This window comes from Kitasatospora sp. NPDC056273 (assembly GCF_042268845.1).
In the GTDB taxonomy this organism is placed as follows: domain Bacteria; phylum Actinomycetota; class Actinomycetes; order Streptomycetales; family Streptomycetaceae; genus Kitasatospora.
This window is the reverse complement of record NZ_JBHJSJ010000011.1, coordinates 158,451-184,281: the sequence shown is the minus strand read 5'-3', so window position 1 is coordinate 184,281 and position 25,831 is coordinate 158,451. Positions and strand designations below refer to the sequence as shown.

Annotated in this window: 19 protein-coding genes; 6 read left to right on the top strand and 13 right to left on the bottom strand. The window is 74.3% G+C overall.

Translation table 11 applies throughout. The features are described from left to right. Positions 1 to 16 precede the first annotated feature (16 nt). Positions 17 to 1,042, bottom strand: a complete 1,026-nt coding sequence (locus ACFCY1_RS13085) for an isocitrate/isopropylmalate dehydrogenase family protein (RefSeq protein WP_375874549.1) — start codon at positions 1,040 to 1,042, stop codon at positions 17 to 19. 201 nt (positions 1,043 to 1,243) lie between these two features. Between ACFCY1_RS13085 and ACFCY1_RS13080 the strand changes: the two genes are divergently transcribed. Further along, positions 1,244 to 1,654: a metalloregulator ArsR/SmtB family transcription factor gene (locus ACFCY1_RS13080; protein ID WP_049656270.1), complete on the top strand. Its 411-nt coding sequence runs from the start codon at positions 1,244 to 1,246 to the stop codon at positions 1,652 to 1,654. A gap of 4 nt (positions 1,655 to 1,658) precedes the next feature. Here the strand turns inward: ACFCY1_RS13080 and ACFCY1_RS13075 are convergent, their stop codons facing one another. From ACFCY1_RS13075 to ACFCY1_RS13020, 12 genes are all read right to left on the bottom strand, one after another. After that, positions 1,659 to 3,068 carry a nitrate/sulfonate/bicarbonate ABC transporter ATP-binding protein gene (locus ACFCY1_RS13075; RefSeq protein ID WP_375874548.1) on the bottom strand — a complete coding sequence of 470 codons (1,410 nt, stop codon included), beginning with the start codon at positions 3,066 to 3,068 and terminating at the stop codon, positions 1,659 to 1,661. Positions 3,069 to 3,082: 14 nt separating this feature from the next. Then, the gene (locus ACFCY1_RS13070; protein ID WP_049656268.1) at positions 3,083 to 4,840 is read right to left on the bottom strand and encodes an ABC transporter permease subunit; all 1,758 of its coding nucleotides are present in this window, start codon (positions 4,838 to 4,840) and stop codon (positions 3,083 to 3,085) included. 102 nt (positions 4,841 to 4,942) lie between these two features. Continuing rightward, positions 4,943 to 5,413 (bottom strand): hypothetical protein, encoded by a 471-nt coding sequence (locus ACFCY1_RS13065; RefSeq protein ID WP_074004083.1) that lies wholly within the window; start codon positions 5,411 to 5,413, stop codon positions 4,943 to 4,945. Positions 5,414 to 5,507: 94 nt separating this feature from the next. Then, entirely contained in the window at positions 5,508 to 5,891 is a 384-nt protein-coding gene (locus tag ACFCY1_RS13060; protein WP_049656267.1) for a winged helix-turn-helix domain-containing protein, read from the bottom strand. 110 nt (positions 5,892 to 6,001) lie between these two features. Beyond that, on the bottom strand, positions 6,002 to 6,271 hold the full coding sequence (locus ACFCY1_RS13055; protein ID WP_375874547.1) for a hypothetical protein: 270 nt from the start codon (positions 6,269 to 6,271) through the stop codon (positions 6,002 to 6,004). 55 nt (positions 6,272 to 6,326) lie between these two features. Next, positions 6,327 to 7,976 carry an NRAMP family divalent metal transporter gene (locus ACFCY1_RS13050; RefSeq protein WP_074004085.1) on the bottom strand — a complete coding sequence of 550 codons (1,650 nt, stop codon included), beginning with the start codon at positions 7,974 to 7,976 and terminating at the stop codon, positions 6,327 to 6,329. Positions 7,977 to 8,492: 516 nt separating this feature from the next. Beyond that, complete coding sequence (locus ACFCY1_RS13045) at positions 8,493 to 10,838, bottom strand: FdhF/YdeP family oxidoreductase (protein WP_375874546.1); 2,346 nt, start codon at positions 10,836 to 10,838, stop codon at positions 8,493 to 8,495. 115 nt (positions 10,839 to 10,953) lie between these two features. Further along, positions 10,954 to 11,874: a LysR family transcriptional regulator gene (locus tag ACFCY1_RS13040; RefSeq protein ID WP_375874545.1), complete on the bottom strand. Its 921-nt coding sequence runs from the start codon at positions 11,872 to 11,874 to the stop codon at positions 10,954 to 10,956. Then, entirely contained in the window at positions 11,875 to 12,750 is an 876-nt protein-coding gene (fdhD, locus tag ACFCY1_RS13035; protein ID WP_375874544.1) for a formate dehydrogenase accessory sulfurtransferase FdhD, read from the bottom strand. Further along, positions 12,738 to 14,069 carry an MFS transporter gene (locus ACFCY1_RS13030; RefSeq protein WP_375874543.1) on the bottom strand — a complete coding sequence of 444 codons (1,332 nt, stop codon included), beginning with the start codon at positions 14,067 to 14,069 and terminating at the stop codon, positions 12,738 to 12,740. Before ACFCY1_RS13030 ends, fdhD begins: the two co-directional genes overlap by 13 nt. Before the next feature lie 257 nt (positions 14,070 to 14,326). Continuing rightward, on the bottom strand, positions 14,327 to 14,809 hold the full coding sequence (locus ACFCY1_RS13025; protein ID WP_375874542.1) for a GreA/GreB family elongation factor: 483 nt from the start codon (positions 14,807 to 14,809) through the stop codon (positions 14,327 to 14,329). Positions 14,810 to 14,935: 126 nt separating this feature from the next. After that, the gene (locus tag ACFCY1_RS13020) at positions 14,936 to 17,071 is read right to left on the bottom strand and encodes a UvrD-helicase domain-containing protein (protein WP_375874564.1); all 2,136 of its coding nucleotides are present in this window, start codon (positions 17,069 to 17,071) and stop codon (positions 14,936 to 14,938) included. 267 nt (positions 17,072 to 17,338) lie between these two features. On the opposite strand from ACFCY1_RS13020, the gene ACFCY1_RS13015 reads away from it, so the two are divergent. From ACFCY1_RS13015 to ACFCY1_RS12995, 5 genes are all read left to right on the top strand, one after another. Further along, complete coding sequence (locus tag ACFCY1_RS13015; RefSeq protein WP_049660894.1) at positions 17,339 to 18,781, top strand: glyceraldehyde-3-phosphate dehydrogenase; 1,443 nt, start codon at positions 17,339 to 17,341, stop codon at positions 18,779 to 18,781. A gap of 132 nt (positions 18,782 to 18,913) precedes the next feature. Beyond that, on the top strand, positions 18,914 to 19,708 hold the full coding sequence (locus ACFCY1_RS13010; RefSeq protein WP_375874541.1) for a hypothetical protein: 795 nt from the start codon (positions 18,914 to 18,916) through the stop codon (positions 19,706 to 19,708). Between the two features lie 131 nt (positions 19,709 to 19,839). After that, complete coding sequence (locus ACFCY1_RS13005; protein ID WP_375874540.1) at positions 19,840 to 20,880, top strand: hypothetical protein; 1,041 nt, start codon at positions 19,840 to 19,842, stop codon at positions 20,878 to 20,880. An 86-nt stretch (positions 20,881 to 20,966) separates the two neighbouring features. Then, positions 20,967 to 22,853, top strand: coding sequence for an HSP90 family protein (locus ACFCY1_RS13000; RefSeq protein WP_375874539.1), 1,887 nt, complete (start codon positions 20,967 to 20,969; stop codon positions 22,851 to 22,853). Next, positions 22,853 to 25,819, top strand: coding sequence for a hypothetical protein (locus ACFCY1_RS12995; protein ID WP_375874538.1), 2,967 nt, complete (start codon positions 22,853 to 22,855; stop codon positions 25,817 to 25,819). The genes ACFCY1_RS13000 and ACFCY1_RS12995 overlap by 1 nt, the downstream gene beginning before the upstream one ends. Positions 25,820 to 25,831: the final 12 nt, after the last annotated feature.

Genomic DNA, 25,831 nt, shown 5'->3' with positions numbered 1-25,831 from the left:
GCCCCGGCGGGCGCCGTCACAGGGCGGCGAGGACCGCGCGCGTCGCCTCCCGGGTGCTCAGCGTGCCACCGAGGTCCGGGGTGGTCCGTCCGGCCGCGATCGATCCGGCGACAGCCGTCTCGGTCGCGGCCGCCTCCGTGTCGTGGCCGAGGTGGCGCAGCAGCAGCGCGGCGGTCAGCAGGCAGGCGAAGGGGTTGGCGACGCCCCGGCCCGCGATGTCCGGCGCCGAGCCGTGCACCGGCTCGAACATCCCGAAGCCGCTCTCCGGGTTGAGGCTCGCCGAGGGCGCCAGCCCGATCCCGCCCGCCAGCGCGGCCGCGAGGTCGCTGAGGATGTCGCCGTGCGAGTTGCTGGCCACGATGACGTCGAACCGCTCGGGCTCGGTGACCAGCTTCATCGCGGCGGCGTCGACGTACAGGTGCCGGGTGGCCGTGCCGGGGTGCCGCTCGGCGGCCCGCCGCCAGCACTCCTGCCACAGTCGGCCGCCAGCCCGCACCGCGTTGGCCTTGTCCACCAGGCAGACCTCCCGGCGGGCGGTGGCGAAGGCGAAGTCCAGGATCCGGGAGACGCCGTGCCGGGTGTTGACGTCCGCGTCGACGGCCACCTCGTGGTCGGAGGAGGCGCGGAGGTTCCCGCCGATGCCGCTGTAGAGCCCCTCGGTGTTCTCCCGGACGATCACGCAGTCCAGGGCGCGCCGGGCCGGGTCCCGCAGCGGGCTGAGCCGGTCGTGCCACAGGCGCACCGGCCGGTAGTTGGCGTACAGGTCGAAGGCGTACCGCAGCTCCAGCAGGACGTCGCGCACGTACCTGGTGTGCTCCAGGTCCGGCCGCCCGATCGCGCCGAGCAGCACCGCGCCGCTCGCCGCCACCCGGGCCAGGTCCGCCTCGCCCAGTGCCACGCCCTCCCGGCGGTAGCGCTCCGCGCCCACGTGGTCCAGCACGTCGACGTCCAGTCCCAGGCCGAACGCGTCGACCAGCCCCAGCGCGGACTCGACCACCTCGGGGCCGATGCCGTCGCCCGGGATCACACTGATGGCAGCCACGGCCGACCCTTCCTCGCGGCGGACAGGACCAACTCCGCCCGGCCGGTGCGCAGTTCCGGCCGGGCCCAGGCCCAGGCTAGGCGCCGCGGCGGCACGTACCCCCGGTTCTGTCGCGCTTCATTCACCCGGCGGCCGCCGTCGGCGCGGGCGGCGGGGATTCCCGGCTCCGGGTGCCCGGGTACGGATCGGTACGATCCCTGTATGGGTGGTGCGCGGGAAGAGGCCTGGGACGCCGATGCGGCGGAGCGGGCGGTGGCGGTGCTGAAGGCGGTGGCCGACCCGTCGCGGTACCGGCTGCTGTGGGCGCTGAGCCGCCGGGAGCTGCCGGTGAGCGAGCTGGCCGAGCTGCTGGGGGCGCACGTCGCGGCGACCTCGCAGCACCTGGCGAAGCTCCGGGCGGCCGGGCTGGTGGTGGCACGGCGGGAGGGGACCCGGATCTTCTACCGGGCCACCGAGGTGCGCGGGCTGCTCACCGAGGCCGCGCTGATCGCCCACGACCTGCCCGACCGCCGCGACGGCGGCGACGACGGCGCCGCCCCGGCCGGTGCGACCGCGCCGCAGCCCTTCGCCCGCGCGGCCCGCGCGGTGCGCCGCCGCCCGGCGACGGGCTGAGCCCTCAGCGCTCCGGGGCGTCCAGCCGGTACTCCTGCCGGTCGGCGTCGTACGCGAAGAGCCCCGCGTAGCGGCCCCAGTCGGTCGCCGTCTCCAGCTGCCGGTCGGTCTGCTCGACGGTGTAGTGGCGGCCGAGCAGGTCGCGCAGGAAGCCGGTGCGGACGGTGGCGCCGGGCCGGTCGCCGAGGCTGTTGGCGATCAGCTTGATCAGCGGGACCTCCAGGGCCGCGGCGGCGAAGACGGCGCGGGAGTCCTGGGCGTCGGCCCCGGTGTAGGCGGCGCCGGCGTCGGTGAGCAGCAGGTCGTCGCCGTGGACCTCGGCGAAGCCGAGCAGGTCGAGGGCGTCGACCTGGGGGAGCAGGTCGTCGATGTCCAGGCCGAGCTCGTCGGCGAGGCCGGCCAGGTCGCAGCCGCCGCCCCGGTGGGCGATCGTCTCGGCGAGACCGGAGAGGCCGTCGACGCCGGCGGTGGGCAGCGGGGTGCTGGCGACGGTGCGGCGGTCGGGGTCGGGGCCCGGCTGGTCGGTGCGGCCGGGCGCCCGGGCGTCCTTGGGGCGGCCGGTCATGATCCGGTACACCCGGTCCACCCGCTCGTCGAAGGCGGCCGAGTCGCGGTCGCGCGGCCGTTCCAGGTCGACCTCGACGGTCTCCCGGATGGTCCCGTACGGGCGGGCGCCGAGGACCACGACGCGGTCGGCCATCAGCACCGCCTCCTCGATGTTGTGGGTGACCAGCACGACGGCCCGGGTCGGGAACTGGCCGGAGTCCCACAGCTCCATCAGCTCGCCGCGCAGGTTCTCGGCGGTGAGCACGTCGAGGGCCGAGAACGGCTCGTCCATCATCAGCACGTCCGGTTCGACGACCAGCGCCCGGGCGAAGCCGACCCGCTGGCGCATGCCGCCGGAGAGCTCCTTGGGGTAGGCGGACCCGAAGCCGGTGAGGCCGATCAGGTCGATGGCCTGGGCGGCGGCCCGGGCGCGCTCCCGGGGCGGCACCCCGCGGGCCTCCAATCCGAGCTCGACGTTCTGCCGGACGGTCAGCCAGGGCAGCAGCGCGAAGGTCTGGAAGACCAGCGCGGTGCCGGGGTTGGCGCCGGTGAGCGGGGTGCCGCGGTAGCGGACGGTGCCGGAGCTGGGCGGGATCAGGCCGGCCAGGCAGCGCAGCAGGGTGGACTTGCCGGAGCCCGAGCGGCCGAGCACGGCGACGATCTCGCCGGCCCGCACGGTCAGGTCGATGCCGGAGAGCACCGGCAGTTCGCCGGCGGCCCCGGCGTAGGCCTTGGTCAGGCCGACGGTCTCCAGCAGGACCTCGTCGTCCGGGCGCGGGGCGTCGTCGTGCGGGACGTCCCCGCGCGGGACGGGCGCGGGCTCGACGGGCGCGGGCTCGGCGGGGCGGCGGCGGAAGGGGAAGCGCATCGGCGGACTCCGGACTACAGCGAGTAGCGGCGCTCGGCCAGCCGGTACAGCCGGCGCCAGAGCAGACGGTTGAGGACGACGACGTACAGGCTCATCACCGCGACCCCGGCGAGCAGGCGCGGGTGGTCGCCGTGCTCGGCGGCCCGGGCGATGTACGCGCCGAGGCCGGTCGCGGTGAGCGTGGTGGAGCCGAAGGTGACCACCTCGGCGACGATGGAGGCGTTCCAGGCGCCGCCGGAGGCGGTGATGCCGCCGGTGACGTACGCCGGGAAGATCCCGGGGATGATCAGCCGCCGCCAGCGCTGCCGGCCGCGCACGCCGAGGTCGTCCATCGCCTCGCGCAGGTCGGCGGGGACGGCCATGGCCCCGGCGATGGCGTTGAACAGGATGTACCACTGGGAGCCGAGGGCCATCAGCAGGATGCCGCCGAGGTCGATCGACACCCCGGTGCGCAGCAGCAGCCAGACCACCAGCGGGAAGACGAAGTTGGCCGGGAAGCCGGCCAGCACCTGGACGACGGGTTGGGCGATCCTGGTCAGCCGGGGCGAGAAGCCGATCCGCACGCCGATCGGCACCCAGACCACGGTGGCCACCGCGACCAGCACGACCACCCGGGCGAGGGTGGCGAGCCCGAGCAGCAGCGGCTCGCCGAAGACGCCGAGGCCGGTGCGGTCGGCGAGGTAGCGGCCGAGGTCGACGAGGCCCCAGAGCACGATGCCGCCCGAGACGAGGCCGAAGGCCACGTCCCCGGCCCGCCGCCGGCCGGGGTGGACGGCCGGCGGGCGCTCGGCGGTGCCGAACACCCGCCCGGCCCGGTTCAGGGCCCGGCCGACCGGTCGCAGCGCCCGGCCGAGCGCGGCGGGCAGGCGGGAGCGGCGCAGCAGGTCCAGCACGACCGAGCGCTGCACCTCGGTGGCCTCGGACTGCTCGTTCTTGAACCGTTCGGCCCAGGCGGTGAGCGGCCGCCAGAACAGGAAGTTGACGCCGACCACCAGCACCACCATGGTGGCGATCGCCCAGCCGACCCGGCCGAGGTCCCCGGCGGCGATGGCCGCGCCCGCGTACGAGCCGACCCCGGGCAGCGCGTACCGCTGGCCGTCCACGGTGATCGCCTCGGAGGCGACCAGGAAGAACCAGCCGCCGCCGAAGCCGAGCATGCCGTTCCAGACCAGGCCGATCATGCCCGAGGGCAGTTCGACCTTCCAGAACCGCGTCCACCGGCTGAACCCGAACGAGCGGGACAGCTCGTCGAGTTCGGGCGGCAGCGAGACCAGCGCCTGGTAGAAGGCGAAGGTCATGTTCCAGGCCTGGGAGGTGAAGATGGCGAACACGGCGGCGCACTCCAGGCCGAGCATCGAGCCGGGGAAGAGCGCGAGGAAGCCGGAGACGGCGACGCTCAGGAAGGCGAGCACCGGCACCGACTGGAGGATGTCCAGTGCCGGGATCAGCACCCGCTCCAGCCGGCGGCTGCGGGCGGCGGCGTAGGCGTAGCCGAAGGTGAAGACGACCGAGACGGCGAGCGCGGTGAACATCCGCAGCAGCGAGCGCAGGGCGTCGTACGGCAGCCGGGCCGGATCGGTGTCGACGGCCGCGTCCCGGGCGGTGGAGAACCGGAGGGTGCCGCCCTGGCCGAGGCGCAGCCCCAGGTAGAGCAGCACCAGCACGGCGGCCGCGACGACCAGGTCCACCCACACCCGACCGCCGAGGCGGCTCGCCGTCCGGGCGGGCAGCGAGCCCCGGGACAGGGCCGGGACGGACTTCGGCAGGGTCATGGCGGTACCTCCGGCGCAAACCCGGGCAGTCTGCTCCCTCGGTACGTCCGTACGCAAACCCGTCCCGCGTTTCGAGGACCGCTGCCCGGGCCCCGCCGGTCGCTACCGGGTGGGAGCGGCCCCGGTGTGCCGCCGGGCCGCGGTGACCAGCAGCCGGGCGGTGCGGACGGGCAGGTCCAGGTGCCGGGCGATCCACTGCGGGTCGTGCCCGTGGGTGGCGAACACCCAGGCGGTGTAGAGCCGGCTCAGGCCGGGCGCGCCGGGTGCGAGCAGCAGCGGGCGGACCTGCTCCATCGGGAAGCCGTCCAGCGAGCGGGCGCTGAACCACTGGGCGTCGTCGCGGAACGGCCGGGCCCCCGCCGCCGCGGCCGCGCCCGCCCGCCGCCGGCTGGTGGCCAGCAGCAGGGCGAGCAGCAGCCCGGCGGTCGAGGCGCCGATGAACGTGCCGGACAGGAAGAGCCGCAGGGGGTGGGGCGCGAGGGCGACGGCGAGGCCCTCGGCGGTGATCAGCAGTAGGACGCCGCACAGCGCGGTCCCTCTGCCGGTCCTGGGGAACAGGGCGGTTCGGGTCATCGCGGGGGTCCTCCTTCGGACGGTCGTCGGGTCCTTCGGTGGTGGGGTCGGGTGGTCAGGTCAGGTCAGGTCGGGTCAGGTCCGGCCGGCGGCGTCAGGCGGTCCGGGCCAGCCGGGGGTCGTACTTGTAGCCGATCTGCCGGACGGTGGCGATCGCCTCCCGGTGCCCGGGGCCGAGCTTGCGCCGGATCCGGGCGATGTGGGTGGCGACGGTGCGGGAGTCGCCGCTGTCCGGGCGCCCCCAGACGTTCTCCATCAGCTGGCGCCGGGAGTGCACCCGCAGCGGGTTGCCGACCAGGTGGGCGAGCAGCTCGAACTCCAGGTACGGCATGGTGACGGGGCGGCCCTCGACGGTGACGGTGCGCTGCTCGGTGTCCACCACCAGGCCGGGCGCGGGAGCCGGCCGCGGGGCCGGGCGCCGGGCGGGCGCGGGGTGGTCCGAGAAGAGGGCGTCGAGCCTGGGGTAGCGCAGGGCCATGGCGGAGGGGCTCCTTCGGGGTCTGGGCGGCCGGGGCGACCGGGGTGGACGGGACGGGCGGCGCGGACGGGGCGGGGGTGCGGGCGGAGCGGGAGCGCCGCTCCGCCCGCTCAGCGGCCGGGGTGCCAGGTGGCCTCCAGCCGGGCCGTCCCGTCCGGCGCCGGGACGGTCCGCCAGCGGGCCCGCAGCCCGCCGGTGCCCGCGGCCGCCGGGCCGCCGCACCCGCCCGCCGGGCCGGCGTGCGGAGCCGTGGCGGCCCGGAGGACGCTGTTGTCGAGGGGGCTCGCCGCCAGGCGTCGGCCGACGGCGGCGAGGGTGGAGCGCAGTCGGCCCCGGTCGGTGGACGGACGGGTGGGCCGGAAGACGGCGACGATGGTCATGGCAGGTCACCTCCGTGACAGGACAACGGGCAGGGCGTGCGCGGAGCCGGTCGGCTCAGTGGTTCAGCGCGGTCTGGACGATCTTGACGACGACCATCGCCATCGCGATCAGCAGGTAGGCGCGCAGGGCGCCCATGCCGACCTTGCGGGCGGTGGACAGCACCGGCTTGTCGAGGGTCTCCAGCGGGGGCATCCGCCAGTTCTCCCGGCCGGTGCGGTCGACCGGGTCCTCCTTGGTGCCGCGGCGCCCGAAGGTGAAGAAGTACCCGGCGACGAGCACGCCGGCGACGCCGCAGCCGGCCATGATCCACAGGATCGCGTCGGAGCTGATGTCCGGCCAGACCACGGCGGCGGTGAGGATCAGCGAGAGCATCACCAGGACGCCGACCACCGCCGAGGTGAAGGCGTTGGTCCTCGGCCCGTTCGTCCAGGGCCCCAGTACGGCGCGGTCGTTGCAGAGCAGCAGCAGGAAGACGGTCGCGGAGGGCAGCAGCACCCCGGCCAGCACCTGGACGAACTGGGTCATCAGGCCCTGGGTGTAGTCGGTGGAGAGCAGCGTGATCGCCGCCGCCGCGACCACCAGGCCCGCGTAGATCCCGTAGAAGCCCTTGGCGCCCTTCACCCCGCGGTGCAGCGAGTGCTTGATGCCGAAGACGTCGCCGATCGCGTACGCGGTGGACAGCGACACCGCGAAGGCGCCGATGATCGAGGCGTCCAGCAGGGCTATCGCGAACAGCACGCCGGCCAGGTGCCCGGCCTTGTCCTCGATGCCCCGGGCGACGGCGGCCGCGTCGGAGAACTGGCCGAAGCCGTCGGTGCCCGCGAAGGCGGCGGCGGTGAGGCCCATCATGGCGGCGGCACCGACGATCACGATCACGATGCCGATCCAGAGGTCGGCCTTCTCGTACTTCATGAAGCGCGGGGTGATCCGCTTGTCGATGACGTACGACTGCTGGAAGAACAGCTGCCAGGGCGCCACGGTGGTGCCGACGATGGAGACGATCACCAGCATCACGGCCGCGAGCTGACCGGACCCGCCCGGCATGCTCGGGACGACGAAGTCGTGCGCCATCTGCGAGGTCTTCGGGTGCACCATGAAGTAGATCGGCACCAGCAGCAGCGAGCCCAGGCAGAGCGCCACGGCGACCCGCTCGAAGCGCCGGAACGAGCCGGTGAAGGCCGAGGCGATGATGATTCCGGCCGCCAGCACCACCGAGGCGGCCTTGGGCAGGCCGAGGTACCCGGCCGCGAGCGTGACCCCGATGAACTCGGTGACCAGGGTCAGCGCGTTCAGCAGGAAGAGGTCGATCACGCTGAACGCGCCCCAGAACTTGCCGAAGCGCTCCAGGATCAGGCGGGCGTGCCCGACCCCGGTGACGGCGCCGAGCCGCAGCACCATCTCCTGGTTGACGTAGAGCACCGGGACCAGCATCAGCAGGGTCCACAGCAGCTGGGTGCCGTAGTTCTGCCCGGCCTGCCCGTAGGTGGAGAAGGCGCCGGCGTCGTTGTCGCCGACCATCACGATCAGGCCGGGCCCGATGATCGCGAGCAGGGTCTTCAGCCGCGCCGACAGGCCGTGGCGGGGCGTGGTGTCGTCGAGCCGGATGGTGCCGAGCGCACCCTTGATGTCACCGAGGTGTGCGTCGTCCAGGACGGCCGAACGCGGCTCGGGGACAGTGGAGTTGAGTGTGGCGTGGGTGGTCATGGTGGTTTCCTCCCTGGGCCCCGGACAGGCGGGGCGGTTCGGAGGCAGGCGGCAGCGCTCCCTGCAAGCGGACACGGCGCATCGGCGCGCGGCTGCGCGGCCCGTACGGAGGTGTGCGGGCACGGCGGAGCCGCGTGCGGACGTGGCGTGGACGTCGTGGCTGACGGATCGTCAGGACGTGGTGCAGGGAAGGTTGTTACCGCATGCCGGAGGTGTACGAGGGCAAGCGGGGGTAGGGGCAACTGTGGCCCGGACTACTGCAATCCATGTCTCTCGCCTCCTCCCGGCCGGCGCACCCCGTGGTGCGTGTCATCGACGCGGCAAGGAGTTCACCGGCCCGCGCAACGCGACCGCCGGTTCACCCCAACTCGTCAGAGCTTAGTCCCGTCCGGAGGTGATACTTGCGCACTTGGTTAAACCTTTACCTTTGGCGTTCTGGGCGTTCCGGGTGCTCCGGGTGCTCCGGGTGCTCCGGGCGTTCCGGTCGCTCCGCGGCGCTCGTCCCGGTCCTCCGCTTCAGGACTTCTCGATCGTCACCTTCAGGTGCTTCATGATCGGCTGGTCGCTCTGGGTGCTGTAGTCGCCGATCGCGCACAGCACGTTCAGCTCCGGCATGTACCCGGCCGCGCAGCCGCGCGGGATGTCGTACGGGACGGCCAGGTAGCCGTGCACCGAGCGGGTGCTGCCGTCCCGGGCGGTGCTGGTGACGTCCACCCGGTCGAACTCGGCCAGCCCGCGCTCGCGCATGTCGTCCCGGTTCATGAACACCAGGGTGCGGAGGTTCTTCACGCCCCGGTAGCGGTCGTCGTCCGAGTAGATGGTGGTGTTCCACTGGTCGTGCGAGCGCATCGTGCCCAGCGCCAGGGTGCCCGCCCCGGGGACGACGTCGGGCAGCGGGGCGGCGGAGAACTCGGCCCTGCCGGAGGGGGTGTCGAAGACCAGCTCGCGGGCCGGCTGCTTGATCCGGAAGCCCAGCGGCAGCCGAACCCGGCGGTTGAAGTCCTCGAAGCCGTCCAGGACCCGGGCCATGGTGTCGCGGATGCGGTCGTAGTCCTCGATGTACCACTCCCACGGGGTGGCGCTGTCCGGCAGCGCCGCGCGGGCCATCCCGGCGACGATCGCGGGCTCGGAGAGCAGGTGCGGCGAGGCCGGGCGCTTCATGCCGACCGACAGGTGCACCATGCTCATCGAGTCCTCGACCGAGGTGGACTGCACCCCGGCGCGCTGGTGGTCCTTCTCGGTCCGGCCCAGACAGGGCAGGATCAGCGCGGCCCGCCCGTGCACCAGGTGGCTGCGGTTCAGCTTGGTGCTCACCTGGACGGTCAGCTCGCAGGTCTCCAGGGCCTGCCGGGTGTACGGGGTGTCCGGCGCGGCGAGCGCGAAGTTGCCGCCCATGCCGACGAACACCGTGACGTCGCCGCGCCGCATCGCCTCGATCGTGCCGACGGTGTCCAGCCCGTGCTCGCGCGGCGGCTCGATCCCGCACACCTCGGCGAGCCGGTCCAGGAACCCGGCGGCGGGCCGGTGGTCGATGCCGCAGGTGCGGTTGCCCTGGACGTTGCTGTGCCCGCGCACCGGGGAGGGGCCCGCCCCCTCGCGGCCCAGGTTGCCGCGCAGCAGCAGGAGGTTGACGATCTCCCGGACGGTGTCCACGCCGTGCTCGTGCTGGGTCACGCCCAGGCACCAGCTGAAGATCGAGCGGTCGGCCTCCCGGTAGACCCGGGCCGCCCCGAGGATGTCGGCCCGCTCCAGCCCGCTCTGGCGCTCGATCTCCTCCCAGGGCGTGGCCAGGCAGATGTCGCGGTAGGCCTCGAAGCCGGTGGTGTGGCGGTCGATGAACAGCCGGTCCAGCGCCCGGTCGTCGGCCGCGGACTGCTCCAGGATCGCCTTCGCCATGCCGCGCAGCAGCGCCATGTCGCCGCCGATCCGCGGCTGGAGGTTCAGGGTGCTGGTGCGGGTGGCCCGGTTCAATGCCATGTCGGTGAAGTCGTGCGGGATGATCGTCCGGGTCGCCGCCGCCTCGACCAGCGGGTTGATGTGGACGACCTGCGCGCCGCGCTTGTACGCCTCGGCGAGCGAGGTGAGCATCCGGGGCGCGTTGGAGGCCGCGTTGACGCCCAGGATGAACAGCGCGTCGGTGACCTCCCAGTCCTTGAGGTCGACCGTCCCCTTCCCGGTGCCGAGCGAGGCCTGCAGCGCCCGGCCGCTGGCCTCGTGGCACATGTTGGAGCAGTCGGGCAGGTTGTTGGTGCCCAGCTCGCGGGCCAGCAGCTGGTAGAGGAAGGTCGCCTCGTTGCCGAGCCGGCCGGAGGTGTAGAACGCCGCCCGGTTCGGGTCGTCCAGCCCGCGCAGGGCGCGGCCGACCAGGGCGAACGCGTCCTTCCAGCCGATCGGGACGTAGTGGTCGGTGTCCGGGTCGTAGACCATCGGCTCGGTGAGCCGGCCCTGGTCCTCCAGCGCGAAGTCGCTCCACCCGGACAGCTCGGTCACCGAGTGGGCGGCGAAGAACTCCCGGCCGACCCGCTTGCGGGTCATCTCCCAGGTGACGTGCTTGATGCCGTTCTCGCAGATGTCCAGATGCAGGCCCTTGGTGTCGTCGGGCCAGGCGCAGCCGGGGCAGTCGAAGCCGCCGTTCTCGTGGTTCATCCGCATCACCGCCCGCGGCCCGTCCAGGTACGCGCCCTCGCGGGCCAGGAAGCGGGTGACGCTCTTGGCGGCGCCCCAGCCGGCGGCCGGGTGGTGGTACGGCGCGACGTGGGGCGGCCCGGCGGGGGAGGGGCCGACGTCCTCCTGCGGCTCCCGCGGGGGTTCCTGCGGCTGCTTCCGCGGGGGAGTGGTGGCGGCGTCGTCGGAGGTGGTCACGGTACTCGCCTTCCGTCGCACGGGTCGGACAACCGGGGCTGGGTCGAGGCTATGCCGGGCGGTCGGGGCGCGCGCGTCGAGCGGTCCCCGTGCGCCCGGTGTGGGCGCCCGGTGGTCAGGCGCCGCCCGGCAGGCTGCCGAGGACGGCGGCCACCTCGGTGCGCCGGGCGACCTCCAGCAGCGCGCGGGCCATCACCGAGCCGGGCTCCCGGGCGGCGGTCACCAGCCCGATCGGCGCGCTGTGCACCGGCTCCGCCAGCGGGACGGCCCGCATCCCGTGCGGTACGCCGAACACGTGCAGCCAGGCGTACGGCACGATGCTCGCCCAGTGGCCGGTTCGGACGTGGGCGAAGAGCGAGGCCACCGAGTCGGTCTCGACCCGGGGCGTGGCCTCGAGGCCGAGGCCCGCGAACACCTCGTCCAGCACCCGGCGGCCCTGCATGCCCGGGTGCAGCAGGCACAGCGGCAGCCGGGCGGCCTCCTCCCAGGTCGCCCGGGGGTGCCGGGCCAGCTCGTCGGCCGGGCCGGTCAGCAGGACGTACCGCTCCTCGTAGAGCGGGAGCGCGCGCAGGTCGTCGGTGCCCGGTCCGGGCAGGTAGGTGATGCCCGCGTCGATCTCGAAGTTCCGCACCTGGCGCAGGAGTTCGTCGGATCGCAGGTCGGTGGACAGCTCCACGGCGGCCAGCGGGTGGGCGGCGCAGAACGGTCCGGTGAGCAGCGGGACGGCGCCCGAGGCGGTCGGCACCGAGCCGATCCGCAGCCGTCCGGCCAGGCCGGTGCGCAGCGCGTCCACCTCGTCCCGCAGGGCGTCCCGGTCGGCCAGGATGCGCTGCGCCCACAGCACGATCCGCTCGCCCTCGGGCGTCAGCCCCTCGTAGCTGCGCCCGCGCCGCACCAGCAGCACCTTCAGCTCGTCCTCCAGCTTGCGCAGGGCCTCGGAGAGCGCGGGCTGGGAGACGTGGCAGGCCTGGGCGGCGCGGGCGAAGTGGCGCTCGCGGGCGAGCGCGACGAGGTACTCCAGCTGGCGGAAGAGCATCTACCGGCCTTCCTCCCGGACGGCTTCCCGGCCTTCCTGCCGGAGGTCGCTTCGGACGTCGATCCGGTCCGCGCGGGTGTAGACGTTCATCGACTCGCCGCGCAGGAAGCCGACCAGGGTCAGCCCGGTCTCCTCCGCGAGGTCCACGGCCAGCGAGGACGGCGCGGAGACCGCCGCGAGCAGCGGGACGCCCGCCATCACGGCCTTCTGCACCAGTTCGAAGGAGGCCCGGCCGCTGACCATCAGCACCGTGCCGCGGGCCGGCAGCAGCCCCTCGCGCAGGGCGTGGCCGACCACCTTGTCCACGGCGTTGTGCCGGCCCACGTCCTCGCGCAGGCAGAGCAGCCGCCCGTCGGCGTCGAACAGCCCGGCCGCGTGCAGGCCGCCGGTGCTGTCGAAGACCTTCTGGGCGGCGCGCAGCCGGTCCGGCAGCGCGGAGAGCAGCGCGGGGGTGACGCGCAGCCCGTCCTCGGCGACGCTCCACGGCGCGGTGGTGCGCACCGCGTCCAGGCTGGCCTTGCCGCACAGGCCGCAGGAGGAGGTGGTGTAGAAGTTGCGCTCCAGCGAGGCGTCGGGGGCGGGCACACCGGGGGCCAGCTGGACGTCCACCACGTTGTAGGTGTTGCCGCCGTCGGCGGTCGCGCCGGCGCAGTAGCGGATGCCGGCCACCTGCCCGGCGGCGTGCACCACGCCCTCGCTGACCAGGAAGCCGGCCGCCAGGTCGAAGTCGCCGCCCGGGGTGCGCATGGTCACCGTCAGCGGGCGCCCGCCGACCCGGATCTCCATCGGCTCCTCGGCGGCCAGGGTGTCGGGACGGTACGAGGGCGCGCCCTGGCGCAGGCGCAGCACTCTGCGGGGTACGGTCACTCGGCCCATGGCGGTCGGCTCCTCGGTGGTGTGCTGGCGACGGACTGTACGGATGCATCCTCGCGCGTCGGCGGCTCCGGGTGCTCCCCGGCCGGCAGGTGGCGGCGGCTGTGGGCGGCGGTGACCGCCAGGCAGAGCAGGCCGACGGCCGCCATGCCCGCCAGCAGCGCCGGGTAGGAGGCGTGGCCGGCGGTGCCGGCGAGCAGCAGCGGGGTGAGGAAGCCGCTGGAGGTGGTGCTCTGGTAGAGCGAGGCGGAGGTCGGGCCGGAGGCGCGCGGGTCGGGGGCGTGCCGGGTGAGCCGCTCCACCTCGTGCAGCCCCGCGCCGAGCGTCAGCCCGTACCCCGTGCCGAGGACCACGGCGGCGGCCACCACCAGGCCCACCGAGTCGCGGGCGGCGGCGACGGCGCCGAGCAGCAGCCCGGCGATCACGGTGGCCATCGCGGTGAGGGTGGCCCGGGCGCTGTCCGCGTCGTCCAGCCGGGCGGCGAAGGGCTGGGCGACCACGCCGGTGGCCAGGGTCAGCGCCGCGACCAGGCCGCTGAACAGCGGGGCGTAGCCGGGCACCCGGTCGGCGACCAGCGGCGGCAGCACCACGTACGCCACGGTGGCGGCGCCGAGCACGGCCGGGCTGGCGGGCAGCACGACGTAGCGGAACCGGGGGTGGCGGACGGCCGCCGTGCGGTGCGGGGGCGTGCCGCGGCCCGGGGCGCTCTCCGGCCCGCCCGCCGCCCTGGTCCCTGCCCTGACCCCTGCCCTGGCCTCCGGCTTCGTCTCCGGGAGCCCGCGGGTGGCCCGCAGCACCAGCAGGCAGCCCAGTGCGTGGGCGAGGGCGGGCAGTACCGTCGGGCCGGGCAGCCACTCGGCGAGCACCCCGGAGGCCAGCGCACCCGCCGCGAAGCCCGTACCGGTGGCGTACATCGCCCGGCGGGCCGCCCGCTCGGGCGGGACGGCAGGCCCGGAGAGCTCGCGCAGCCAGGCCGTCCCGGCCAGGAAGACCAGCCCGGCCGCGAAGCCGGTGGCCAGCCGGGCGGCGTACACGGACGGCTCGTCCGGCAGCGCCAGCACGACGCTGGCGGCGGCGGACAGTCCCAGCGCGCCGCGCACCGTCCGCCGCCGGCCGTACCGGTCGGCGGCGGGCCCGCCCAGCAGCAGCCCGGGCACCAGGCCGACCAGGTAGACCGAGAACATCGCGGCCAGCGAGAGCGCCGACCAGTCAGTGCGCGCCCGGTACACGGTGGCCAGTGCGGTGAACTGGTTGGCGCCCCAGGCGGCGACGGCGACGGCGGCGGCCGCCGGGAGCCAGCGGGCGGTGCGGGACGGGGGCATGCGCGCGATCTGCTCGGTTTCTCTCGGGTGCTTTCCGGGGGCGTGAATTCGCTGGGAATTCGCGGTTCCCCGATTCCCGTCCAGTGTCCGGCAGGCCATCGCGGCACGTCAAAGAGGCAACGCGACTGAACCGATAAGCCCCGCCTATCAACAGTCGCGTGGATATCCCGCCGATACCCCGCCGATATCCCGGCCCGTTTCCCCCGGAATTCCGACCGGAATTCGACCGTGCCGGCGCTGTGCCGCCCAGCGCCGCCTCAGCCCGACTGCGGGCCCGCGTCGGCGCCCACCGACAGCACCACCGCGCTGGCCGCGCCTGCCGGGGTGTCGTAGTTCACCGTCTCCCCGGCGTGCCGCCCGAGCAGCGCCTTCCCGAGCGGGCTGTCGAAGGTCACCAGGGTGAGGTCCCGCTCCTCCGCGATCTCCGAGATCTCGACGGTCTCCTCCGTGCCGTCGTCGAACCGCACGTTCACCGTCGACCCCACCCCGACCACCCGCGCGGACGGCTCCCCGGCGACCTCGGCCTCCCGCAGCCGCGCCTCCAGCTCGACGATCCGCCGGTCCAGCCGCGCCACCTCCGACGCCCGCTGCAACTCGTCCGCCGCGTCCGCCCGGTCCCCCACCGGCTCCACCCCGCGCAGCGTCGCGGCCACCTCCCCCCGCTCCACCCGCAGCTGCGCCAATTCCTCCCGCACCGCACGCAGACCCTCGGCACTGATCGGTTCCGGCCCACCGCTCATCCCAAGCTCCCGGGGCTGCTCGTCACACACTCGAACACCGGCCGTCTCCCATTACCCCACCACCCGCACCCCCGGGCAACTTCCGGGCCGGTCGACCACCCGGAGCGGGCCCCGCGGGGCCGTGGGTCAGCGGGTGAGCAGCCGGGCCGGGGCGATCGGTTCGAGGAAGACGCTGGGTGTGCCGTGCCAGGACACGCTGAGGGCCTCGCGGGCGCGGGTGCACGCCACGAAGAGCAGGCTCAGCTCGCCGGTGAGGTCCTCCTGGTGCTGCAGCGGGTCGGTGTCCGCCGGGGTGATCGCGCTGCGCAGCGGGACCGTGCCGTCGCTGACGCCGACCACGGCGACGCAGCGGTACTCCAGGCCCTTCATCCGGTGCATGGTGCCGACCCGTATGCCGGGGGACGGCGCGTCGCCGAGCACGTGGGTCGGGATCCCGGCCTGCCCCAGGGCGTGGGCGGCCTCGCGGCCGAGCCGTCCGGTCCGTACGGCGACGCCGATGTCCTCCGGGCTCACGCCCGAGGCGGTCCACTCCTCGACGCGGGCGACGAGGGCCCGGAACTCCTCGGCCCGGTCGGGGTGGCCGGACACGTCGGGGTGGGCGCCGTGCAGGGTCGAGTGGTAGCCGGCCAGCGAGTCCTCCCCGCCGTCCATGTCGTCCGGGCGTTCGCCGGTGAGCAGGGACGCGGACCAGGTGAGGATCTCCTGTGTCGTCCGGTAGTTGATCCGGAGTCGGAAGGAGCGGCCGACCACCTGGATGCCGAGCGAGCGCAGCGAGACCTTGTTCCCGTAGATCCGCTGGTGCGGATCGCCGGAGAGGAACAGGTCGTCCGGGCCGGTGGCCACGAGCGCGCGCAGGAACCGCCATTGGACGGGGTGCAGGTCCTGCGCCTCGTCGATCACCACGTGCCGGAACGGGCGGTCGCCCTGTTCGTCGAGCATCCGCGCGGCCCGCGCGCAGACCTGGAGGTACGTCAACTCCCCGGCCTTGCGCAGCTCCTCCTCGAACGCGGCCACCGCGCGCCACAGTTCGGTCCGCTCCGGCGTCCCGAGGGCCTTGCCCCGTCCGGTCCGCGGGGCCTTCAGGTACTGCTCCCGGCTCCCGATCGACTGGGCCAGTACGACCTGCCGCCACTCCTGGTCGAGGAACAGGTCGGTGAACCCGACGCCGAGCCGGCGGGCGACCCGTCCCCAGCGGGCCAGGATCGGGTGCTGCTGGAAGAGGACCTTCGACGGGGCGCCGCCGGGGGAGCGCCGCAGGACCTCGGCGGCCAGCGCGTCGACGGTGACCACCCGGACCTTCGCCCGGATCCGTCCGTCCGTCACGAGCAGGGCGAGGCAGCGCTCCAGCTCCGCGGCGAGGTCCTCGGAGGAGGTGGTCAGCAGAATCGATCCGTCAGGCGCGTTCGCCGGCAACCGGCGGGCCAGGTGGTAGGCCCGGTGCAGGGCCACCACCGTCTTCCCGGTGCCGGGGCCGCCGGTCACCCGGGCCGGCCCGCTGTACGACTCCCGGTAGGCGACCCGGTACTGGGCCGGGTGCAGGAAGATCCGCCAGGCGTCGAAGGGGCGTTCCAGGATCTCCAGCAGTTCGTCGGGCCCGGACACCAGGGCGACCCGGCCGCGCGCCCGGGCCATCGCCGAGACCAGCCCGTCGGCGGGCTGGTCGACGCTCGTGGGCGCGGCCGCCCGGGCGTACGCCCGGACGATCTCACGATCGATCTCGGCCGGCTCCATCCCGCTCGCGAGGCCGACCAGGACGTCGAACTGCTGCTCCGGCAGCACGCGGTGGAGCGCCTCCAGGTGGGCCTCGTCGGGGAGCAGCCGGATGATCGGCAGGATCTCCTCGTCGACGCCCAGGCTGCGCAGGACCTTGTCGGAGCGGTCGGCGAAGAGCCTGCGGGGTTCGTCGGCGGCCAGCGCCTTCAGCGACCGGGAGGCCCGTTCCAGCGCGACGTCGTTGCGGATCTCGACGCCCTGGGTGGCGGCGTTGACGGAGGCCCGGTGCTTGACCGCCCAGTCGTTGGCCTTGTCGTGCGGAAGGACCTTCAGCAGGAGGTAGCCGTCGCCCCGGTCGGCCTTGAGGACGACCCCGCGCCAGAAGTCGGTGATCCGGATGGTCCGGATCCGGGGGTCCCGCTGGTTGGTGAGCTTCTCCAGGTGCACGCCGGTGTGGGTGGCCTCGGTGAACTTCTCGAAGGTCTCGAAGACCCGCCGCTGCACCGGCTTCTCCAGCGCCGCGAACTCCATCAGGAAGTCCCGGTGCATGCCCAGCGTCGCCACCCCGGCCCCCTCGTGCCCGTGCCCGTCCGCCCGGGCCGTGCGTTTCACTGTACTGGCCCGGATGATCACTCACGCCGGGCCGCCCGACGGGTGGTCGGATCGAGGGTGGCGGTGATCACCTTCGGGGGTGGGGGTGGGGGGAAAGCGCAGGTCGGGGGCTCGGGTGGGGAGGGTGGGGGAGGGACCGGCGGTCGGGGCGCGGGCGGGCGAAGCTACCATGTGGGCAACACCCTCAGCTCGAAAGATGGACTTGTGACTGTCAACGACGACGTGTTCACGGACTGGAAGAACCGCGAGGAGATCGCGGAGTCGATGATCCCGATCATCGGGCGGCTGCACCGGGAGCGGGACGTCACCGTTCTGCTCCACAGCCGGTCCCTGGTGAACAAGTCGGTGGTCAGCATCCTCAAGACGCACCGCTTCGCCCGGCAGATAGCCGGCGAGGAGCTCTCGGTCACCGAGACGATGCCGTTCCTCGAGGCCCTGACCGCCCTGGACCTCGGCCCCTCGCAGATCGACCTCGGCATGCTCGCCGCGACGTACAAGGCGGACGACCGCGGCCTGTCGGTGGCGGAGTTCACCGCCCAGGCCGTCGTCGGCGCCACCGGTGAGAACAAGCTGGAGCGCCGGTCCGGGCAGGACGTCGTGCTGTACGGGTTCGGCCGCATCGGCCGGCTGGTCGCCCGGCTGCTGGTCGAGAAGGCCTCGGGCAACGGCCTGCGGCTGAAGGCGATCGTCGTGCGCAACAGCGGCGGCGACGACCTGGTCAAGCGCGCCTCGCTGCTGCGCCGTGACTCCATCCACGGCCAGTTCCAGGGCACGATCACCGTCGACGAGGCGAACAACAAGATCATCGCCAACGGCAACGAGATCACGGTGATCTACTCTGACGACCCGACCACGGTCGACTACACGGAGTACGGGATCAAGGACGCGATCCTGATCGACAACACCGGCCGCTGGCGCGACCGCGAGGGCCTGTCGAAGCACCTGCGCCCCGGTATCGCCAAGGTCGTGCTGACCGCGCCGGGCAAGGGCGACGTCCCGAACATCGTGCACGGCGTGAACCACGACACGATCAAGCCGGACGAGCAGATCCTGTCCTGTGCCTCGTGCACCACCAACGCCATCGTCCCGCCGCTGAAGGCGATGGAGGACGAGTACGGCGTGGTCCGCGGCCACGTGGAGACCGTCCACTCGTTCACCAACGACCAGAACCTGCTGGACAACTACCACAAGGCCGACCGCCGCGGCCGCTCGGCGCCGCTGAACATGGTGATCACCGAGACCGGTGCCGCCTCGGCCGTCGCCAAGGCCCTGCCGGACCTCCAGGCGAAGATCACCGGCAGCTCGATCCGCGTCCCGGTGCCGGACGTCTCCATCGCGATCCTCAACCTCCAGCTGAAGCGGGAGACCAACCGCGAGGACGTCCTGGAGTACCTGCGGAACGTCTCGCTGACCTCGCCGCTGAAGCGCCAGATCGACTTCACCGACTCGCCCGACGCCGTCTCCAGCGACTTCATCGGCTCGCGCCACGCCTCGATCGTGGACGCCGGCGCGACCAAGGTCGAGGGCGACAACGCGATCCTCTACCTGTGGTACGACAACGAGTTCGGCTACTCGTGCCAGGTGATCCGGGTCGTCCAGTACATCTCGGGCGTCGAGTACCCGACCTACCCGGTTCCGGCGGTCTGATCCACCGGTAGGGCAGGACGACGGAGCAGTACGGCGGGGTGGTGACCGACAGGTCGCCGCCCCGTCGGCGTTCGCGGGCGGGGCGGTCGCTATCTTGAGGGATCACTGACAGGACTGGGGAGGGTGATCGGGATGGGTGGTCGGCGGGTGCTCGCCGCGGTGGCGGCGGCCGGGGTGCTGACGGGCGTGCTGACGGGGTGCTCCTCCGGGGGGTCTTCGAAGGCCGCGGGCGGGGCGGCCGCGGGTTCGACCGCGGCTTCGTCCGCGTCGAGTCCGGCCACGACGGGAGCGGCGACCGGTACGGCGGGGGCGTCCGCGTCCGCGCCGGCGGCCGCCGACGCCCCCGGGGCGGCCTCGGCGCCGGCCTCCGCACCGGCCCCGGCCGCTGCCGAGGCCCCGCACGCGGACCTGGAGGCGGCGCTGCTGGACGACAAGGTGGTCGGCCAGGTGCTGCCGGACGCGAAGGCGATGACCGGGTGGGAGGAGGAGAAGCGGAAGGTCGACACCGCCGACCACCAGGTCACCTGTGCCGGTGCCGCCGCGGCCTCCTGCGCGGGCAAGCCGCTGAGTGGGTCGGTCCGGTTCTCCTCGGGCGACGTGGTCGTCCGCTTCCTGGTGGACACCCTGCCCAGCCGGGACGCGGCGGCGCAACGGCTGAAGGAGAACTACGCCTCGTACTCCGCCGGGCCGTTCAAGAAGGTCGACACCCCGGCGCTGGGCAGCGAGAGCCAGGCCTTCCAGGGGCCGTTGGCCGAGGGCGAGGGCGTCGGCATCGTGGTGCGCTCGGGCACCGTGGTGGCGAGCGTCACCAGCGAGGGCGGTCCGGTGGACGTGCCCGCGACGCGGAGGTTCGCGGTGATGCTGGTGAACCGGATCGAGCAGGCGCAGGCCGGGAAGACGCCGGACGCCGGGCTCGGCGCGGCCTGACGGAACCCCCTCGCCGGGCGGGCAGGGCGCTGGGCTGGGCAAACGGATGTCAGTCGACCGTGATATGTACTTTTCCCGTGGCCGCTGTGCGGTCGTGCGAAAGATACCGATGACGTTCGAGGGGGCCAGACATGCCGCTGTTCCGACGCCGCTCCGGCGGGGAGGGCGCGGAGGACCGGGCCGAGCGGCGCGGGTTCGGGTTCGGCCGCCGGGGAGCCGGAGCACCCGCGCCGGCCGGTGGCGGCGAGCCGCGGCTCGACCCGGCGTACGGGGACGAGTCGCTGCGCCTGATGCTCCGGCAGGCCTCCGCCGGGGACTGGGCCGCGCTGCGCCCCGCGCTGGCCGCCGCCCAGGGCGAGGAGCTGACCTTCCTCGTCGGGGCGATATCCGACGTGCCCCGGGTCGAGCAGTGGACGTCCCGCGCGCTGGCCGACGCCCCGGACGACACGCTGCTGCTGTTGCTGTCCGGCGCCCGGCAGATCGCCTGGGGCTGGGAGGCCCGGACGGGCGCCCGGGCCAAGGACGTCACCGAGGAGCGCTGGAAGGCGTTCCACGAGCGGCTGGACACCGCCGAGGAGCAGCTGCTGGAGGTCGCCGAGCGCGAGCCGTCCTGGCACGCCCCCTGGCGGTTCCTGCAGACCAGCGCCCTCGGGGCCTCGCTCGGCCCGGAGGTCGCCACCTGCCGCTTCGAGGCCGCGGTGCGCCGGGCGCCCGGGAGCTCCGCCTCGCACTGGGTCAGGCTTCAGCAGCTGAGCGCCAAGTGGGGCGGTTCGCACGAGGAGATGCACGCGTTCGCCCGCTCGACGATGCTCGCTGCCCCGGAGGGCAGCCACCTCGGCGAGCTGGTCGCGGTCGCGCACCTGGAGCACTGGCTGGCCCTCCCGGACGGCGAGGACCGCGCCTACCTGACCAGTCCGGCCGTGGTGGCCGGGCTGCAGGAGGCGGCCTTCCGGTCCGTCCTGCACCCGGCCTTCGAGCCGGCGCGCGGCTGGCAGGGCTCCTTCAACACCTTCGCGATGGCCTTCTCCCTCGCCGACCAGCCCAAGACCGCGCGCCTGCTGTTCGAGGCGCTGGACGGCCTCGTGACCAAGGCGCCCTGGCGCTACCTGTCGGGCGATCCGGTCAAGGCCTTCCGCGCCCACCGCGACCGCTGCACCTCGTACTGGCGCTGACGCGCACCCGGCGCCGGGCCGTACCGGCGCCGCCGCCGACCCGCATCCCACCACCGTCATCCACCCCGCGATCGAAAGAGCCTCCGGTGTCCCCTACCGACAACCCGACGAGTGCGCACACCTTCCAGGTGGACCTGCGCGGCCTGGTGGACCTGCTCTCCCACCACCTCTACTCCAGCCCGCGGGTCTACCTGCGCGAGCTGCTGCAGAACGCCGTGGACGCGATCTCCGCCCGCCGCGCCCTCGACCCCGGGGCGCCGGCCAGGATCACCGTCCGGGCCGACGACGAGCTGTCCGTCACCGACACCGGCATCGGCCTGACCGAGCAGGACGTCCACACTTTCCTCGCCACCATCGGCCGCAGCTCCAAGCGCGACGCCGACGGCCGGCTCGACGGCGCCGGGCTGGCCCGGGCCCGCGGCGACTTCATCGGCCAGTTCGGCATCGGCCTGCTCGCCTGCTTCGTGGTCGCCGACGAGATCACCGTGGTCACCCGCTCCGCCGCCACCCCGGACGCCCCGGCGATCGAGTGGCGCGGCAGCGCCGACGGCAGCTACACCATCCGCACCCTGCCCGCCTCGGCCAAGCCCGAGCCGGGCACCACCGTCACGCTGGTCCCGCGCGCCGACGCCGCCGAGTGGACCCGCGCCGGCCGGGTCCTCGCCCTCGCCCGGGACTTCGGCAGCCTGCTGCGCCACGACGTCACGGTGGTCGACGGCAACGGAACCGAGCACCGGGTCAACCGCACCCCGCCGTGGGCCGAGCGCCACGCCTCCCCGCTGGCCAGGCGTGACGCGCTCGCCGAGTACTGCCGCGCCGCCTTCGACTTCACCCCGCTCGACACCATCGAGCTGGACCTGCCGCTGGTCGGCCTGCGCGGTGTCGCGTACGTCCTGCCGGACGCCGCCCCGCCCTCGCGCCGCAACGGCCACCGGGTGCACCTCAAGGGCATGCTGCTCTCCGACCAGGCCGACGAACTGCTGCCGGACTGGGCGTTCTTCGTCCGATGCGTGGTCGACACCGACGGGCTGCGCCCCACCGCCTCCCGCGAGGGCCTGTACGCCGACGAGACGCTGGCCGCCGTGCGGGACGCGCTCGGCGCCCGGATCCGCGACTGGCTGACCGGCCTGTCCGCGAGCGACCCGGCGCTGCTGCACCGCTTCCTGTCCGTCCACCACCTGGCCGTCAAGGAACTCGCCCGCTACGACGACGAGTTGCTGCGGATGATGCTGCCGTGGCTGCCGTTCGAGACCACCGACGGCAACGTCACCCTGGACGAGTTCGCCCGCAGCCACCCGGCGGTGCTGGTGACCAGGACGGTCGAGGAGTTCCGCCAGGTCGCCCCGATCGCCGGCGCGGCCGGGCTCGGCGTGGTCAACGGCGGCTACACCTACGACCACGACCTGGTGCACCGGCTGCCCGAGATCCGCCCCGGCGTCTCCGTCTCCGACCTCGACCCGGGCACCGTCACCGCGCACCTGGACACCGTCGACCCGGCCGCCGAGCTGGCCGCCAACGCCTTCCTGGCGATCGCCCGCGAGGTGGTCGGCCGGTTCGACTGCGACGTCGCGCTGCGCAGCTTCCACCCCACCAACGCGCCCGCCCTGCTGCTCGACAACCGGGAGGCCCGGCACGAGCGCACCCGGGCCCAACTCGCCGACGAGGCCGACGGGTTGTGGGCGGACATCCTCGGCTCGCTGCGCGCCGAGGCGCCCCGCGCCCAGCTGGTGCTCAACCACCTCAACCCGCTGGTGCGCCGCGCCGCCACCGTCACCAGCCGCGAGCTGGCCGTCACCGCCGTCGAGGCGCTGTACGGGCAGGCCGTGCTGATGACCCGCCGCCCGCTCAAGGCCAGCGAGTCCGCGCTGCTCAACCGCTCGTTCATCAGCCTGCTCGACCACGCCATGCTCGGCCACGAGGCCGGCGGGGCGGGCGGGGCGAACGAGTCGAACGAGGCGGGCGGGGCGGCGTGATGCTGGACACCCCCGACGCGGTGATGGCCGCGCTGCGCGAGAACGACGCCCGCCCGTACGGCCGGACCAGGACCGTCACCGCCGAGGAACTCGTCGACGCCACCGAGCAGTTCGACGACACCGGCGTCCTCTCGATGGCCCTGCTGGAACTGATGGAGGCCTACGAGTACGACGGCGAGCGCGGCAAGGGCCCGGTCGTCTTCGCCCGCGTCCTCAGACTCTGGGACACCGACCCGGACGGCTTCGGCGAGTGGGCCCGGCAGCAGGTGCTCTGGCGCTTCAAGTGGGTCGCCGACACGCTCAAGGACAACCCGGACGTCCCGCTCGCGGCGGTGCGGCGCTGGCACACCGAGCTGCGCGACCGCTACCGCGCGGCCGGCCAGGACCTCCAGCCGTACTACGCCCAGCGCTACCACCTGGCCGCGCACACCGGTATCGACGTGCAGGACGCCTACGAGCTGTGGGCGGCCCGCCCGCGCGCCGAGCTGAGCGACTGCCACGCCTGCGAGACCCGCGCCCGCGCCCGGCACCACCTCGCCGCCGGGGACGACGCCCGGGCCCTGGAGGCGCTCGCCCCGGTGCTGGACGGCCGGAGCGGCTGCGAGCAGGAGCCCCACCTCAGCCAGGCCACGGCGCTGCTCGCGCAGCTGCGCCAGGGCCGGTCGGACGAGGCCCGCTCGGGCCACCTCGCCGGCTACCGCCACGCCCGCGGCAAGGCCTCGATGCTGAGCGCCGTCGGCCTGCACATCGAGTTCTGCGCGCTGTCCGGCAACGAGCCGCGCGGCCTGGAGCTGCTCGCCGAGAACCGCGCCCTGTTCGCGGTCACCGGCGATCCGGCCGCCCGGCTGGACTTCCTGACCGGAGCCGAGGTGCTGGTCGCCCAGCTCGCCCGGGCCGGCCACGGCGAGCTCGCGGTCAGCGGCCCGGCCGGCACCGCCTGGACGGTGGACTCCCTGCTCGCCCACCTGCGCGCCGAGGGCGACGCGCTGGCCGGCCGCTTCGACGCCCGCAACGGCACCGACGCGGTCGGCGCCGGGCGGCGCGCCCGGCTGGCCGTGGAGCCGCTGCTCGCCGAGCCGCTGGCGCTGGGCGTGCGGGCCGCCGCCGCTTCCGGGCTGTCGGCCGCCCCGGCGGCCGCGCCCGCGCCGCGCCGGCCGGTCGAGGCGGAGCCGGAGGACTTCACCGCCCTGGTGCTGCGGGCCCGCGAGCTGGAGGTGCTCGGCCACCCGGACGCCGACCGGCTGTGGAAGCGGGTCGCCGAGCGCGCGGAGGCCGCGGACTTCGTCCACCCGGAGAGCGCCGAGCTGGGCGGCCCCGAGCGGCTGCGCGCCGAACTCGCCGAGCAGCGGGCCCACGAGGCGCTCCAGCGGGACGCGTGCGAGGAGGGCAAGGCCGGGCTGCTGGCCGCCGCCGAGCTGTTCGAGCAGGCGGGGCTGGCCGGGTCGGCGCTGATGTGCCGGGCCCGGACGCTGATCGCGGACCTCGACGAGGGCGACGAGAGCGACGAGGGCGCCGAGGCCGAGGGCGCTGCGGACGGCGAGGGCGCCGGGCGCGGCGGCCGGCGGGCCGACTGGGCGGCGCTCGACGCGGCGCTGGCCCGGGCCGAGGAGCTGCGCGCCGGCGGCGAACTGACCGACGACGACTACCTGATCGTGCTGCAGACCCGCGCCTACGCCGCCCACCACGACCTGTCCGAGGCGCTGCCCGAGCCCGCCGCCGAGGTGACCGGGCGCTTCGAGGCGGCGGTCGGCGGCTACCGGCGGGCCGCCGTGGAGCTGGGCTCCGAGCGGCGGGCCGCCACCTCCCGGCAGTACACCGCCGACATCGCCGCCCGGCAGGGCCGGCTGGCCGAGGCGGAGGCCGAACTGCGCGAGGTGCTGGCCCAGTTGGACGCGGCCGAGCTGCCCTGGCACACCCCGCGGGTGCTCGGTCTGCTGGGCCAGGTGCTGCTGCAGGGCCACGAGCCGGGCCAGGCGGTCGAGGTCTTCCACCGGGCGCTGGCCGAGGCCGTGCGCTGGGGCGACGACTCCTACCCGTACGCGCCGACGTACATGATGCTCGGCCACTCCTGCCTCCAGGTGGGCGACCTCGGCGGCGCGGTCCGCGCGCTGTCGGAGGCGGCCGCGCGCTACGACCGCAAGGGCGCCGAGGCGGTCGAGGAGGCCGCCCGGGTGCGCCTGCAACTGGCCGACGTGCTGCGTGACGCCGGCCGGGCGGCGGACGCGGTGGCCGTCCTGGAGTCGGTGCTGCTGGACGCGTCGGCGGCGCGGCTGGACGTCCGGATGCTCGCCCAGGGCCGGCTGGACCTCGCCCGGGGCCTGTCCGACCTGGAGGAGCACCGGGACGCCGCCGAGGAGTACCTGCGGCTCGCCGACCTGGTGGCCGGGTGGGAGGACCAGGAGACCCACACCATGGTCGCCTGCGAGGCCACCCTGGCGCTCGCCCGGGCCGAGCGCTGGGACGCCGCCGAGGCGGCGCTGGCCCGCGCCCGGGAGGCGCACGGGAAGGCCCCGCAGGTGGACCAGCTGGCCGCCACCCTGCGGGAGCTGGCCCGGCTGACGACGCGGGAGAAGGGCGAGGAGGGGCTGGCGGCCGCGCTCGCCCTGCTGGCCGAGGCGGACGCGGTCGGCGAGGCGGCCGAGCGGTCCGGCGAGGAGTACAACTCCTGGTACCTGCGCGGCGGTTCGCACTACGAGCGGGCGCGTTCGCTGGCCGTCGCCGGGCGGCACGAGGAGGCGCTGGCCGAGGTCGAACGGGCCATCGCGGAGTACGAGGCGGGCGGGGTGCGGGCCGAGTCCCCGCGGGCGGAGGCCGTCCGGCTGGCCGCGCTGATCGAGGGCAGCGACCTGGGGCGTACCGACGCGGCGGTGGCCCGGCTGGCCGCCGGCATCGCGCGCTGCGAGGCGGCCGGGCTGCCGGAGGCGGCGGAGGTGCTGGCGGAGCTGCGGGAGCGGTTCGCGAACTGACCGGCGGGGGGC

Bases quoted from the DNA above. Each gene is read 5' to 3' on its own strand.
- ACFCY1_RS13080 (WP_049656270.1), top strand. From the start codon at position 1,244: ATGGGTGGTGCGCGGGAAGAGGCCTGGGACGCCGATGCGGCGGAGCGG.
- ACFCY1_RS13075 (WP_375874548.1), bottom strand. From the start codon at position 3,068: ATGCGCTTCCCCTTCCGCCGCCGCCCCGCCGAGCCCGCGCCCGTCGAG.
- ACFCY1_RS13070 (WP_049656268.1), bottom strand. From the start codon at position 4,840: ATGACCCTGCCGAAGTCCGTCCCGGCCCTGTCCCGGGGCTCGCTGCCC.
- ACFCY1_RS13065 (WP_074004083.1), bottom strand. From the start codon at position 5,413: ATGACCCGAACCGCCCTGTTCCCCAGGACCGGCAGAGGGACCGCGCTG.
- ACFCY1_RS13060 (WP_049656267.1), bottom strand. From the start codon at position 5,891: ATGGCCCTGCGCTACCCCAGGCTCGACGCCCTCTTCTCGGACCACCCC.
- ACFCY1_RS13055 (WP_375874547.1), bottom strand. From the start codon at position 6,271: ATGACCATCGTCGCCGTCTTCCGGCCCACCCGTCCGTCCACCGACCGG.
- ACFCY1_RS13050 (WP_074004085.1), bottom strand. From the start codon at position 7,976: ATGACCACCCACGCCACACTCAACTCCACTGTCCCCGAGCCGCGTTCG.
- ACFCY1_RS13040 (WP_375874545.1), bottom strand. From the start codon at position 11,874: ATGCTCTTCCGCCAGCTGGAGTACCTCGTCGCGCTCGCCCGCGAGCGC.
- fdhD (WP_375874544.1), bottom strand. From the start codon at position 12,750: ATGGGCCGAGTGACCGTACCCCGCAGAGTGCTGCGCCTGCGCCAGGGC.
- ACFCY1_RS13030 (WP_375874543.1), bottom strand. From the start codon at position 14,069: ATGCCCCCGTCCCGCACCGCCCGCTGGCTCCCGGCGGCCGCCGCCGTC.
- ACFCY1_RS13025 (WP_375874542.1), bottom strand. From the start codon at position 14,809: ATGAGCGGTGGGCCGGAACCGATCAGTGCCGAGGGTCTGCGTGCGGTG.
- ACFCY1_RS13020 (WP_375874564.1), bottom strand. From the start codon at position 17,071: ATGCACCGGGACTTCCTGATGGAGTTCGCGGCGCTGGAGAAGCCGGTG.
- ACFCY1_RS13010 (WP_375874541.1), top strand. From the start codon at position 18,914: ATGGGTGGTCGGCGGGTGCTCGCCGCGGTGGCGGCGGCCGGGGTGCTG.
- ACFCY1_RS13005 (WP_375874540.1), top strand. From the start codon at position 19,840: ATGCCGCTGTTCCGACGCCGCTCCGGCGGGGAGGGCGCGGAGGACCGG.
- ACFCY1_RS12995 (WP_375874538.1), top strand. From the start codon at position 22,853: ATGCTGGACACCCCCGACGCGGTGATGGCCGCGCTGCGCGAGAACGAC.